General features: G+C 39.2%; 15 protein-coding genes and 1 riboswitch. Of the genes, 9 read left to right on the top strand and 6 right to left on the bottom strand.

The features are described 5' to 3' along the window. The first annotated feature begins 25 nt into the window (after positions 1-25). From CIL03_RS16535 to CIL03_RS16550, 4 genes are all read left to right on the top strand, one after another. Positions 26-757: an ABC transporter ATP-binding protein gene (locus tag CIL03_RS16535; protein ID WP_094886997.1), complete on the top strand. Its 732-nt coding sequence runs from the start codon at positions 26-28 to the stop codon at positions 755-757. Continuing rightward, complete coding sequence (locus CIL03_RS16540) at positions 754-1524, top strand: ABC transporter permease (RefSeq protein WP_094886998.1); 771 nt, start codon at positions 754-756, stop codon at positions 1522-1524. The genes CIL03_RS16535 and CIL03_RS16540 overlap by 4 nt, the downstream gene beginning before the upstream one ends. A gap of 173 nt (positions 1525-1697) precedes the next feature. Then, positions 1698-2144: a MarR family winged helix-turn-helix transcriptional regulator gene (locus CIL03_RS16545; protein ID WP_094886999.1), complete on the top strand. Its 447-nt coding sequence runs from the start codon at positions 1698-1700 to the stop codon at positions 2142-2144. Next, a complete protein-coding gene (locus CIL03_RS16550; RefSeq protein ID WP_094887000.1) occupies positions 2144-2746 on the top strand; it encodes an alpha/beta hydrolase in 603 nt (200 codons plus the stop codon). The genes CIL03_RS16545 and CIL03_RS16550 overlap by 1 nt, the downstream gene beginning before the upstream one ends. 87 nt (positions 2747-2833) lie before the next feature. Here CIL03_RS16550 and CIL03_RS16555 read toward each other — a convergent pair whose 3' ends face one another. Both CIL03_RS16555 and CIL03_RS16560 read right to left on the bottom strand, forming a co-directional pair. Then, the gene (locus CIL03_RS16555) at positions 2834-3787 is read right to left on the bottom strand and encodes a calcium/sodium antiporter (protein ID WP_094887001.1); all 954 of its coding nucleotides are present in this window, start codon (positions 3785-3787) and stop codon (positions 2834-2836) included. A gap of 165 nt (positions 3788-3952) precedes the next feature. Then, positions 3953-4804 (bottom strand): VOC family protein, encoded by an 852-nt coding sequence (locus CIL03_RS16560; RefSeq protein ID WP_094887002.1) that lies wholly within the window; start codon positions 4802-4804, stop codon positions 3953-3955. A 288-nt stretch (positions 4805-5092) separates the two neighbouring features. Beyond that, a riboswitch (PreQ1 riboswitch) is annotated at positions 5093-5137 on the top strand. Positions 5138-5146: 9 nt separating this feature from the next. Between CIL03_RS16560 and CIL03_RS16565 the strand changes: the two genes are divergently transcribed. After that, entirely contained in the window at positions 5147-5629 is a 483-nt protein-coding gene (locus CIL03_RS16565) for a QueT transporter family protein (protein WP_094887084.1), read from the top strand. 198 nt (positions 5630-5827) lie between these two features. After that, positions 5828-6595 carry a DUF3891 family protein gene (locus CIL03_RS16570; protein ID WP_094887003.1) on the top strand — a complete coding sequence of 256 codons (768 nt, stop codon included), beginning with the start codon at positions 5828-5830 and terminating at the stop codon, positions 6593-6595. Positions 6596-6675: 80 nt separating this feature from the next. Here CIL03_RS16570 and CIL03_RS19920 read toward each other — a convergent pair whose 3' ends face one another. The 4 genes from CIL03_RS19920 to modA form a co-directional block, all read right to left on the bottom strand. Further along, the gene (locus CIL03_RS19920) at positions 6676-6831 is read right to left on the bottom strand and encodes a hypothetical protein (protein WP_165767991.1); all 156 of its coding nucleotides are present in this window, start codon (positions 6829-6831) and stop codon (positions 6676-6678) included. 348 nt (positions 6832-7179) lie between these two features. After that, positions 7180-7662, bottom strand: a complete 483-nt coding sequence (locus tag CIL03_RS16575; protein WP_094887004.1) for an NUDIX hydrolase — start codon at positions 7660-7662, stop codon at positions 7180-7182. 36 nt (positions 7663-7698) lie between these two features. After that, the gene (modB, locus tag CIL03_RS16580; RefSeq protein WP_094887005.1) at positions 7699-8379 is read right to left on the bottom strand and encodes a molybdate ABC transporter permease subunit; all 681 of its coding nucleotides are present in this window, start codon (positions 8377-8379) and stop codon (positions 7699-7701) included. Further along, on the bottom strand, positions 8360-9154 hold the full coding sequence (modA, locus tag CIL03_RS16585) for a molybdate ABC transporter substrate-binding protein (protein ID WP_094887006.1): 795 nt from the start codon (positions 9152-9154) through the stop codon (positions 8360-8362). The genes modB and modA overlap by 20 nt, the downstream gene beginning before the upstream one ends. A 232-nt stretch (positions 9155-9386) precedes the next feature. Between modA and CIL03_RS16590 the strand changes: the two genes are divergently transcribed. From CIL03_RS16590 to CIL03_RS16600, 3 genes are all read left to right on the top strand, one after another. Continuing rightward, a complete protein-coding gene (locus CIL03_RS16590; protein ID WP_094887007.1) occupies positions 9387-10991 on the top strand; it encodes a catalase in 1605 nt (534 codons plus the stop codon). A 240-nt stretch (positions 10992-11231) separates the two neighbouring features. Continuing rightward, entirely contained in the window at positions 11232-11573 is a 342-nt protein-coding gene (locus CIL03_RS16595) for a GntR family transcriptional regulator (protein WP_420855426.1), read from the top strand. Further along, positions 11570-12442 carry an ATP-binding cassette domain-containing protein gene (locus tag CIL03_RS16600; protein ID WP_094887009.1) on the top strand — a complete coding sequence of 291 codons (873 nt, stop codon included), beginning with the start codon at positions 11570-11572 and terminating at the stop codon, positions 12440-12442. The genes CIL03_RS16595 and CIL03_RS16600 overlap by 4 nt, the downstream gene beginning before the upstream one ends.

Below are 12442 nucleotides of genomic sequence, written 5' to 3' on the forward strand. Positions count from 1 at the left end.
ATTGATAAGAAAGGAATACAAGGAAATGAATACACTCAACGACACAGCTGTGCAATTCAAGCAGGTTTCCTATTCTGATGGAGAATTGCAAATTATAAAAAATGTCACCGGTACTTTTCCCAAAGGTAAAATCACAACATTGGTCGGTCCCTCAGGTGCTGGAAAGACTACATTATTCCGGCTATGCAATGGACTGATTTCTCCTGATTCAGGTGAGATTTTAATTAATGGGAAAAATATCAATAGCTATGAGCCGACTGAATTGAGAAGAATGGCAGGACTGGCTCTTCAAAGTGCAACAATGCTCAGTGGCAGTGTGTATAAAAACCTCTCCATGCCATTAACTCTGCAAGGTGAGGAGTTTTCTGAAGCCGCTGCAAAGGATCTATTAAAAGATGTAGGTCTTGACACAGATTTTCTGCATCGAAATGTAAAAGATTTGTCTGGCGGGCAGCGGCAAAAAGTTTCCATTGCCAGAACATTGGTAAACAAACCAAAAATATTATTACTTGATGAAATTACATCTTCACTCGACAGGGTTTCCCAGGAAGAGATTGAAACACTGATTAAAAAAATTAATAATAACTACCAGGTTACGATTATCTGGATTACCCATAATCTGCAACAGGCATTATCTATTGGTGAATACACCTGGGTTATGATGAATGGAGAACTAGTTGAGTCCGGTGAGAGCAGTCTTCTCAGTCACCCTCAAAATGACAAGGTAAAGCATTTTGTTAAGGGGGATACTGAATGAGTTATCTTACGTTATCGTTAGCTCTTATTTTTGTATTAATTCCTATCTTCCTGTCCAAAACATTAAAACTGGGATTGGAAAAAGACACGATTATCGCAACAGTACGCTCGATCATCCAGCTGCTTGCAGTTGGATATGTTCTTACATTCGTATTTGATGCGGAGAATTTCATATATATAACATTAATGGTCATTCTTATGATTGCAGCTGCCACGCAAAATGCTCAAAAGAAAGGTGCCGCAATTAAGGGTATTACTTGGAAGCTGATAGGAACTTTTGTTTTTGTTGAGGTATTGACACAGGCTATCCTTCTTGGTTTCCAGATTACCCCGCCGACAGCTCAATACATTATTCCAATCAGTGGTATGGTGGTTGGAAATTCAATGGTGCTTTCCATTCTCTTTCTTAACCGTTTTACATCAGAGATTGAAACAAGACAGAATGAAACTGAATTAATTCTCTCACTTGGAGGTACACCAAAGCAGGCCATTCATCTATCATTAATGGCCTCCATAAAAGCGAGCATGATCCCCACCATCGAAAGCCAGAAAACCATCGGGCTTGTCCAGCTTCCTGGAATGATGAGCGGTCAGATTATCGCAGGTGCTGATCCGGTTCAGGCTGTTCAATTTCAATTGCTTATATTATTCCTGCTATTAACAACAGCTGCAGTCACTAGTATTATGCTCGGATTTTTATCCTACCCAACATTGTTTAATAAGCAAATGCAGATGTTGAAACTCGATACTGAAACAAATAATAGCTAAAAAGCTGTTCCAAAAGTAGCTGGGCTTCATTTTGGAACAGCTTAATTTAATTTACTCAGTCTTTATACAAGTTCTTCATTTGACATTTGAAAATTTTTGTTCTATCATTATATTTAATTCAAAATACTTTAATTTAAAGTAATTTATTTATATGAGTTCAAGGGGGTTTGAAAATGAGTGATAATTTATCTTTAAAAGCATTTGTTGTATTAATGAAGTCAGCTAAATCAGTGGAGGATAAAATCAAGAAAGATATTAACAGCTTTGGAATGAAAACTTCAGATTTTGCTATTTTAGAAGCATTATATCATAAAGGAAGACAAACAATCCGGCAGATTTCTGAAGCAGTCCTTATTAATACTGGGTCAATAACTTATGTAATCGATAAACTGGAAAATAAAGATTTGCTTGAACGAATCAATTGCAAAGAAGACCGGCGCGTAGTTTACATTGAGATAACCGAGAAGGGAAAACAGCTTATGGATGAGATTTTCCCTAAACACCAAAAAGTAATCGAGCACATTTTTGAAGATATCAGTACAGAAGATAAGGAAACAGTCATTAATGTATTAAAACAGGTTGGAAAGAAAGAAGAAAATAATAAAGGGGATAATAACTAATGAAACATATTTTCCAAAAAGGAAAGAGCCCATCAAATCCAACACTATTACTATTGCATGGTACTGGAGGAACGGAACAGGACCTTCTGCCGCTTGCAGAATTAATTGATGCAGATGCAAACATTTTAAGTGTAAGAGGAAATGTTTCAGAGAATGGCATGCCGCGCTTTTTCCGCAGATTGGCGGAAGGAGTATTTGATGAGGAAGATTTAATATTCCGTACGAAAGAATTGAATGAATTTCTTGATGAAGCCTCCGAGAAGTATGAATTTGACCGGAACAATGTGGTGGCAGTTGGCTACTCAAATGGGGCGAACATTGCCGCAAGCCTGTTATTCCATTATCAGGACGCCTTAAAAGGAGCTATTCTCCATCATCCAATGGTTCCAAGAAGAGGAGTTGACCTTCCTGATCTTACTGGAAAAGATGTATTTATTGCTGCAGGTACAAATGATCCAATCTGTCCGGCTCAGGAATCCGAAGATCTAAAATCCTTACTTGAAAACGCAAGTGCCAATGTTGAATTACACTGGGAAAATAGAGGCCACCAGCTGACGCTTGAGGAAGTTCAGGCAGCTGGACAATGGTATAAAAACAAATAACCATCATGCGAATAACCGTTTTGCACACCAGTGTACAAAACGGTTTTTTAGGTCGAAAAGACAGAGGCCTGTTCTATAGGGTATTTATTAGTTCCGCAAAATAATATAAACAAGGTAAACAATATAAACAATCGCGAGCGTCATTCCTTCTCTTTTTCCAATCTTGAAATTGGTTCTCGAGAAGACCAGCAGCAGCACTGTCAGCAGGATCATAATAATAACATCAATAAACACTTTTCCGTTCACTGCCAATGGAGTAATCAGAGACGATGCACCAAGTACAAATAAAATGTTGAATATGTTACTCCCGACGATATTACCGAGTGCAATTTCACTTTCTTTTTTCAAAGCCGCTGCAATGGATGTAACCAGTTCCGGAAGCGAAGTTCCAATTGCTATAATTGTTAACCCAACCAGGGTTTCACTCATTCCAAGAGAATAGGCTATCTCCGTTCCATTTGTAACGACCATTTGCCCACCGATAATAATTCCAGCAAGCCCCAGTAATGTAATTAAAATGTTCTTTCCCCATTTAATATCTGCAGGTATCTTTTCATCTGATGACTTTCCCCGGCTTTTTAAAGCAACTTCAATTACATAATACATAAAAATACTTAAAAACAATAGAAAAATCAAACCATCACTGCGTGTCAGCAGGTTATCACTGATTCCTTGTAACGCAACATCCCCCATAAGAATGAGCAATACTGCACTTGCCAGCAATGTAAAAGGTATTTCTTTTCTTATCGTTTCATTTTCAACCTTTAAGGGAAATATAAATGCCGCAATCCCGACGACGAGAGTTAGATTAAAAATATTGCTACCAACAATATTACCAAGCGAAACATCTGAACTTCCTTCCATTGCGGCAATGATACTTACAGTTGCCTCTGGAGAGCTGGTACCAAATGCAACAATCGTCAACCCGATAAGTATTGAGGGTATACGAAGCAGTTTCGCAATATTAGATGACCCGTCAACAAAGAAATCGGCCCCTTTTATTAATAATACAAATCCAATAATCAGTAAAATATATGCCATAAAACTTCCCTTTTCTATTTTAAATTTGATGCATTACATATCATATCCATACCCTATTTTACCCTGAAACATTCCTGTGATGAATTTGATATGAATATAGTACGAATTCGCAAAGGTAATTGTTTCAAAAAATGAAAAACGAGGGATTGCTCCCCCGCTGCTTTATTAACCAATTCTTAGTTGTATAACATTTCCTGATGGATCCTCTGTACTTACATTGTTGCCCTCTTTATAAACTTTCGCTCCAACTTCCTGCAAACGGCTAATTGCAGCTTCCCTGCTTTCCTCATCTGGGAAAATGAGCGTAAACCAATTTAGTCCTGCACTGTTCTTAGCGGGGGCTTTGGCACCAATACCATTCCATACATTTAATCCGATATGATGGTGGTAATCTCCTGTTGAAGTAAAGAGTGCTCCAGGATAGTTTGTAACCACCTGAAACCCAAGCCCATTTATATAAAATTCCTCCGTATCTTTCAAATCGGCTACATGCAAATGGATATGTCCCATCACTGTATTTTCTGGAAGGCTGGTCCACTGTTGTGAACTTTCAGCAAGAATATCATCTCCATCAAGCTGTTCTGTGGCCATTGCCACCTGCCCATCCGTCCATGACCATTCAGAAGCAGGACGGTCATGGTATACCTCAATTCCATTTCCATCCGGGTCAGAAAGATATAATGCCTCACTGACATAATGATCTGCTGCTCCAATAGGAGTTCTTGTCTGAATCATATGTTTTAAAAACGCAGAAAGATCACTGCGAGAAGGCAAAAGTATAGCAAAATGATACAATCCTGTTGTCTTTTGTTCTTTTGGCAATACATCAGAAGGCTGCTCCAGCGTTAGCAAAGGTGTTTTACCATCTGCGGTTAACACTGCGCTTTCTTCCGTTTTCTCCAGCACTTTAAAGCCAATTATATTTTGATAAAAGGTAAGAGCTTTTTTCAGATCTGTTACATTTATATTAACTTCCCCAACATATACGGTTGGTTTTTCAAAAAATTTCTTTTCCATAAATAGTTCTCCTCAATTGAATTTATTTTATTACAAATTTAAACTAACTTACTTTATGTAACTAATTATAATTGCACTTACTTTACTTGTCAATACACTTCTCCATTCATTCGGTTTAAACTATAGTTTGTCCGGTCTCCTTCACGTTTCGTTCGGTCTGAACCAAGGTTTGTTCAGTCTCATCTGTATTTTCGGCCTGAATCAGACGGGGCATTCAGTACTGGGAAAAGAGTATTGATTTCACGCGAGAAACCTTTATAATGTAATTGGCACCTGAATACTAACAGGCAGCACGTGGTTCGTGACCATCCCACGCAAAAAAACTAGGGAGAGATTTACATGATAAATATTAAAACGCTGGTAGCCAATGGCTTGATAGCAGCCCTCTACATTGCTGTTTCAATGGCTGTTGAACCTCTGGCATTTTCAAGTATCCAGTTTCGTATTCCAGAGATGTTTAATCATCTGATTGTATTCAACAAAAGATACTTTTATGGAATTATTCTGGGAGTATTTATAACGAATATTTTTTCACCTTTGGGTCTCTATGATCTTATATTTGGAGTAGCCCATTCAGCCATATCATTACTTATTATTATCTTTCTTGCACGATTTATTAAAAATACCTGGGTTCTGCTTGTTGCTACAACACTCGTCTTTTCATTCAATATGTTTATCATCGCATTTGAATTGAACCTGGCTTTGGAACTGCCATTTATGCTTTCATGGCTGACAACTGCAGCTGGTGAGTTTGGAGTATTGGCAATCGGAATGCCGATTATGTATGCACTGAATAAAAGGTTGAAATTTAATACTCTAGTATAAATAAAAAGACTACTTTAAAGGTTAATTCGCCTTTAAAGTGGTCTTTTCTTATGCTTCCCTATTCATTATTGGATCAAGAATTGATTGTTCAAGTCTGCATTCACGGTGAAGTAATCCATAGTTCCCCTTACAAAATGCAATATAATTTTCTGATAACGGAAAGGATGGTATGCTAAAAGTCAGAAAGGAAGGATAACAATGATTGTAAGAGAGCATGCTGATAAATTTGTTTTGATTGAGCAGGATAATCATGCACAAGTTTCCGGGGATATTATGACTAAGTGGAAAGAATCTTTGTTTAAGGGTCCAGCATTTAAGAAATCTGTCAATTACGCTATATACAATCATGATTTAGGGTGGAAGCCATTTGACCTCCAGCCATTTTGGAATGATGAAAAGCAGGCACCTTACACCTTTGTTGATTTCCCCAGCCTCCCGAAGATTGTATTATACAAAAATGGCATTGATGAAGTAGAGAAGAAAGATGCCTATGCCGCACTATTGTGCAGTGAGCATTATAAGCGTTTTTTGTTGAATAACACATCTGATGAAGCCCAGTCTTTTGTAAAAGAAGAAGAACAAAGACAGGAACGAATTTTCCAATCACTAAATGCAGATAAACAGCAGTTCAAATTCCACTACAGTCTGGTTCAGCTTGGTGATAATCTCTCTCTTTATATTTGTTTAAACGAACCAGGGGTTTCTAAAGCAAAAGAGCATCCCTTTTTTAAAGATGGCATCCCGCTATCCTCTGACCTTAACGGATTTAATCACAATACATTAAAATTGAGATGGACAAGCGAAAACATTGTTTCCATCAGTGAATTTCCATTTGAAAATTCAGTGGAAGTTAAACTTAAACAAAAAGTATTAGAGAAGCATGCGATAACTGCCCACGGATTAATTAAATGCTATGAAGAGACACCCTATGAAGAAATTTCTATAAGTGTAGAGCCTGAGGTTTGAAATTTTGGGAGTGTCTCGCTTGCTCCCCAGGGATTGGTGATCGATTCATGCACCCGTCTATTACGCAGTGCATGAATCTTTTACATGGATGGAACTGCTTTTACTCCGTTCACTTTTCTGCTCGATTTATTCTTAGAAACCTTTTTTAAAATGCCCTTTCCATAAGTCATCTTTTTTAATTGTTCTATTCGGGCCTCTGATAAACTTTTGCAAACTTCCTTGTCATAATAATACATACATAATCGCTCCTTTAAATTGATAAGAAAGTATAAAATTTACAGCAATTAATTCTTGGACATGAACAGCCACGTCCAGCTCCAGCGCCCAGCGACTAGCGAACTTCCTTCACCTCCGTACGATAAGTCAACATCGACTTCCTACGGTCGTCGTGTTTCCTTTATCTCCTACGGCTCAGTCCAGTCCGTACGTCGCTAAATGGGCGCTTGCGCTTTTGTTCTTAATTGTTAACTTAAGGATACAATCATATCTGATTCACGTCTTCGGCATCGCGGTTGAAATATATACACAAAAAAACCCTACCTTTAAAGTAGAGCCAATACGTCTTCAGACCGAGTTCAGCCAATTCAAGCCATTATCAAATTAAAAAAGTAACTTAGTGTTGGCACAATTTCTTTATTTTGAAGCATTTTTTCGTAAGTTTCTCTATCTGCCCATTTTGCGTTAATCACTTCGCCATCTTGAAACCAGAGTTCATCCAATGTGGTGTTAGATGTAAACAGCCAATGATCCCAGTGTGATTTATCATGGATACCACTGCATAGAAGCTTACCTTCAGCTGGTTTTAATTTCAGGCCAAGTTCTTCCCACGTTTCTCTCAAAGCCCCTTCCAGACTATTCTCATCTGTCAGCACGGACCCACCCGTGCATTCCCACAGGCCGCCATACGTTTTATTTGGGTGGCGTTTTGACAGCAGCAATTCCCCTTTATCATTCTGGATCCAGATACGAACAACCAAATGATAGCAGTTATCGGGTATTGGCACTCCACGGATATGTGTTTTTCCAATCTTTTGGCGATCATAATTGTAAAGGTCCCATAATTCCATTATTTCTCCTCCTCGAGCAGATTTACTTTTCAATTATTATTTCTGCTTTACACGGACAGTCAGCAGCATTACAAAAGAAATAATTACAATTGAAATCACCCAGGCCCATGCCATAGTCATATCACCGGAATCAATTGCGATATAAATTGCGGTTGGAACCGTCTGTGTTTCTCCAGGGATATTACCAGCGAACATCAATGTAGCACCAAATTCTCCCAACGCTCTTGCAAGGCTCAGCAAGCTTCCCGCGATAAGGGCCCTTGAGGCCAGAGGAATGGAAATCAGCAGCAGGATTTTCCATTCCCCCGCCCCATCTACCCGTGCCGCTTCTTCTATTGTTGAATCTACTCCCTGAAAACCGGATTTTGCAGACTGGTACATAAGCGGAAAAGCAACAACGGTTGAAGCAATCACAGCCGCCCACCACGTAAAAATAATGGGCTGATTGAATACCCATTCAAAAACCTGTCCCCCCATGCTATTTCTTCCAAAAAAGACTATCAGAAAGAAGCCTACGACCGTTGGCGGAAGAACGAGCGGGAGCATCAGTACAGTTTCCAGAATAGCTCTGCCTTTAAACTCCCTTCTAGCCATTGCTCGTCCAACTAATGTTCCAGTCAAAATAACAACAATTCCTGCTACAACTGCTGTTTGTAAAGACAGCCATATTGGATCAAGGAATTCCCCAAATGTGATATCAGTTAACAGTAAATCCATATTCTTCAAAAACCTGCCTTGCTGCATCTGATTGAAGGTAGCTGTAAAAGTCACTGGCCGCTTCATAATGCTCTGAATCTTTGATAATACCAATCGGATAAGTAATGGAAGTGTATGTATTCGGATCGGCAGTGGCAGCAATTTTTACCTTATCGGAAATCAATGCATCTGTTTTGTAAACAATCCCCGCATCAACATTCCCCGTCTCTACATAGGATAAAACCTGACGCACATCTTTTGCATAAACTGTCTTTGGTTTAACATTTTCCCATATCCCTATATTTTCAAGTGACTCCCTGGCGTATTCTCCTGCAGGCACAGTTTCCGGAGTACCGATGGAAATTGTATTTACTTCTGTTGTTTCCAGGTCCTGAAAGTTTGTAATATCTGATTCTGACGGCACAATTAATACTAATTCATTCCCCAGTAAATCAGCGCTGTCCTTTCCTTCTATCATTCCTTCATCGACCAATTCAGCAAATTTATCTTCAGCTGCTGATAAAAATAAATCCACTGGTGCACCTTGATAAATCTGCTGTTTAAGTGAACCCGAACCACCGAAGTTAATTCTGAGAGCCACTTCCGAATGTTCTTTTACATAATTATTCTGAATCTCATCCATTGCATCCTTTAAACTAGCAGCTGCAGAAATGGTTAACTCTACATTTTCTGAAGATTCGTCTGCAGCTTGATGTGTATCAGAACGATCGGAGCACCCCATTGTTAAAGTAATTGTAAAAATAAGCATAATGGCTAATTTAAAATTCCCTCGCATATCCATACCCCTGTTGTATCATTTTTACTAGATATCTCTTATTATAACTAATCCCGGCTGACATTGGAATGAGTGGACAGATATTCTGCCGGATGAACGGATAGTCCCTATCTCAGAAATCTCACTTATCATATATATTTCCGGGTTATTATCTTGATATTTGGGCAGAATAGTAACGGCTCAATTTTAATAATTTCTGAGCAAAATATCTACTGAAAAGAGGAGATCAGAGTTGGGAAAAAATACATCAGGCAACGAAAAGCATCAAACAAACATAGAAAATGAAGACACATTAACAACAAGGCAGGGACATCCCGTCACGAATAATCAGAACTTAAGAACTGTCGGAAATCGTGGTCCAGCAATGCTTGAAAACTATGATTATATTGAGAAAATAAGTCATTTTGACAGGGAGAAGGTTCCTGAGCGGATTGTTCATGCACGTGGGGCAGGAGCACATGGTTATTTCGAGACATACGGGACAGTGGGCGATGATCCTGTATCAAAGTATACAAGGGCAAAGGTCTTTCAGGAAAAAGGAAAGCAAACTCCCGTATTTGTCCGATTTTCCACAGTTGTTCACGGCAATCATTCCCCTGAGACACTGCGTGATCCTCGGGGTTTTGCCGTTAAATTTTACACGGAGGATGGAAACTGGGATTTAGTTGGAAACAATATAAAAATCTTTTTTATCAGGGATGCGATGAAATTCCCAGACATGATTCATGCTTTCAGGCCAGACCCAGTAACAAACATTCAGGACAGTGAGCGTTTCTTTGACTTTTGCGCGAACTCACCGGAGTCTTTCCACATGGTTACATTCATGTATTCACCATGGGGAATTCCCGCAAACTACCGAATGATGCAGGGTTCTGGAGTTAATGCGTATAAATGGGTAAATAATGAAGGAAAGGCAGTACTTGTCAAATACCACTGGGAGCCAAAGCAAGGTATTAAAAATTTAACCGTTAAAGAAGCAAACGAAATCCAGTCCACTAATTTCAACCATGCAACACAGGATTTGTATGATGCAATTGAGCGGGGTGACTATCCGGAATGGGAATTGTTTGTTCAGATTATGGAGGATGGACCGCATCCTGAACTTGACTTTGACCCGCTGGATGACACAAAGCTATGGCCTGAAGACCAGTTTCCATGGCTGCCGGTTGGAAAAATGGTACTGAACAAAAACCCGGAGAATTACTTTACAGAAGTTGAACAATCCGCTTTCGGGACAGGTGTACTCGTTGATGGTCTTGATTTCTCAGATGACAAGATGCTTCAGGGCAGGACATTTTCGTATTCAGATACACAGCGATATCGTGGAGGAGCCAACTATTTGCAGTTACCAATTAATGCTGCAAAAAAAAGAGTGGCAACCAACCAGGAAGGTGGGCAATCACGTCATACCAATGATAAGGCACCAGGGCAAAACCCACATGTTAACTACGAACCTTCCAGTTTAGGCGGGTTAAAAGAAGCAGAGCAGGTCAGCAAGGAATATACTCCAAAGGTTGAAGGAAATCTTGTGCGAGAATCCATTGACCGTCAAAGCAATACAAAACAGGCAGGAGAAACATATCGCAGATTTGAAGACTGGGAGCGTGATGAATTGATTACCAATCTAGTTGGAGATTTATCCGAGTGTGCCCAGGAACTACAGGATAAGATGGTTGTACTTGCCAAAGAGGCAGACGAAGAATATGGACGCCGCCTGCGTGAAGGGCTGGAAAATGCTCCAAAAGATGGGTCTCCCAAAAATCCGCTTGGCAATAAGGATAGTGAAAAAGCTCCAGAACAGGCTGTTGAAAAAGGCCGTGACGCGGAGCCATATTAAGGTAATATCGAGCATTAAAGGCACAGGTTGTGACTAAAATATTTTACTAAAGCCCCTTTCAAATCATAAAAGGGGCTTTATTTTTATTCCCTGGGGAAAATATCTTGACACAGAAAATATCAACTGTTATGGTTATACACATAAGTATATAACCATAATACCATATAAGTATGCAGTATAAAGCAGTAAGGTGGTGATTCCCCGTTGAATAGAGCATTTGACGATAATAAACCGATATTCATGCAGGTACGGGAACGTATTGAAGATCAAATTGTAAATGACCAATTGAAAGAAGGTGATCAGGCACCTTCAACTACTCAGTTAGTAAATTTTTATAAAATCAATCATGCCACAGTATCGAAAGGTGTCACACAACTGGTGGATGAGGAGATTCTTTATAAAAAGAGGGGTGTCGGTATGTTCGTTGCGAAAGGGGCAAAAGAAAAGCTGATGCAAAAACGAAAAGAAGCTTTTGTAGATAATTATGTGGTGGGTCTGGTACAAGAGGCAAATAAGTTAGGAATCTCCGAAAGCGAAGTCATTGAACTGGTTAAAAAAGTAAGAGGACGTGATTTATCATGAAATTTGATGTAGAAGTAAATAATTTATCCCTAAAATATAATGATTATGAAGCACTGAAAGATCTCTCTTTTATGCTTGAAGGCGGAAAAGTTTACGGGCTTCTTGGCAGAAACGGAGCAGGAAAGACTTCACTTCTTTCACTGCTGGCGTCTTTCAGAGAATCAACAAAAGGTTCCATTAAAATTACCGGTGAGAACCCATTTGAAAATGCTGATATCATGCAAAACGTTCACTTAATCTATGAGAAGGATTATAAAGATGAAAGTGAAAAGGTGAAAGGCATGCTTGAAATCATTGAAAGATACCGGCCAAATTTCGATGCCGAATACGCACAGTATCTGGTGAAACGATTTAAACTTCCACTGGATAAGGCAGTTAATAAATTATCTCGCGGCATGCAGTCTGCGCTAAATGTAACAATGGGGTTAGCCAGCCGTGCACCGATAACCATTTTCGATGAAGCATATTTGGGGATGGACGCACCTACCCGCGAAATATTTTATAAAGAATTACTGGCAGATCAAGCGGAACGCCCTCGTACCATGATCCTATCAACACATCTTGTCTCCGAAATGGATTATTTATTTGATGAAGTCATCATCATAGATAAAGGGGCATTTGTGCTGCACGAGGAATATGAAACACTTATTTCCAGAGGTGCATCCATTACCGGCGCTGCAGAGGAAGTAGATGATTTTGTCAGTGGTATGACACAATTGAATGAACAACAGTTGGGAAATACAAAGGCTGTTATGGTATATGGTTATTTGAGTGAGAAAGACAAACAAGAGGCACTTCAAAGAGGACTTGAGGTTGGACCAGTTTCTCTTCAGGACTTATTTATTCATTTAACTAGTGAGGAGGTTTAG

It is taken from the genome of Virgibacillus indicus (assembly GCF_002266285.1).
Classification (GTDB): Bacteria; Bacillota; Bacilli; order Bacillales; family Amphibacillaceae; genus Virgibacillus_K; species Virgibacillus_K indicus.

Excerpts from the sequence above, each read along its gene's own strand:
- CIL03_RS16535 (WP_094886997.1), top strand. The coding sequence starts at position 26 with ATGAATACACTCAACGACACAGCTGTGCAATTCAAGCAGGTTTCCTAT.
- CIL03_RS16540 (WP_094886998.1), top strand. The coding sequence starts at position 754 with ATGAGTTATCTTACGTTATCGTTAGCTCTTATTTTTGTATTAATTCCT.
- CIL03_RS16545 (WP_094886999.1), top strand. The coding sequence starts at position 1,698 with ATGAGTGATAATTTATCTTTAAAAGCATTTGTTGTATTAATGAAGTCA.
- CIL03_RS16550 (WP_094887000.1), top strand. The coding sequence starts at position 2,144 with ATGAAACATATTTTCCAAAAAGGAAAGAGCCCATCAAATCCAACACTA.
- CIL03_RS16555 (WP_094887001.1), bottom strand. The coding sequence starts at position 3,787 with ATGGCATATATTTTACTGATTATTGGATTTGTATTATTAATAAAAGGG.
- CIL03_RS16560 (WP_094887002.1), bottom strand. The coding sequence starts at position 4,804 with ATGGAAAAGAAATTTTTTGAAAAACCAACCGTATATGTTGGGGAAGTT.
- CIL03_RS16570 (WP_094887003.1), top strand. The coding sequence starts at position 5,828 with ATGATTGTAAGAGAGCATGCTGATAAATTTGTTTTGATTGAGCAGGAT.
- CIL03_RS19920 (WP_165767991.1), bottom strand. The coding sequence starts at position 6,831 with ATGTATTATTATGACAAGGAAGTTTGCAAAAGTTTATCAGAGGCCCGA.
- CIL03_RS16575 (WP_094887004.1), bottom strand. The coding sequence starts at position 7,662 with ATGGAATTATGGGACCTTTACAATTATGATCGCCAAAAGATTGGAAAA.
- modB (WP_094887005.1), bottom strand. The coding sequence starts at position 8,379 with ATGGATTTACTGTTAACTGATATCACATTTGGGGAATTCCTTGATCCA.
- modA (WP_094887006.1), bottom strand. The coding sequence starts at position 9,154 with ATGCGAGGGAATTTTAAATTAGCCATTATGCTTATTTTTACAATTACT.
- CIL03_RS16595 (WP_420855426.1), top strand. The coding sequence starts at position 11,232 with ATGCAGGTACGGGAACGTATTGAAGATCAAATTGTAAATGACCAATTG.
- CIL03_RS16600 (WP_094887009.1), top strand. The coding sequence starts at position 11,570 with ATGAAATTTGATGTAGAAGTAAATAATTTATCCCTAAAATATAATGAT.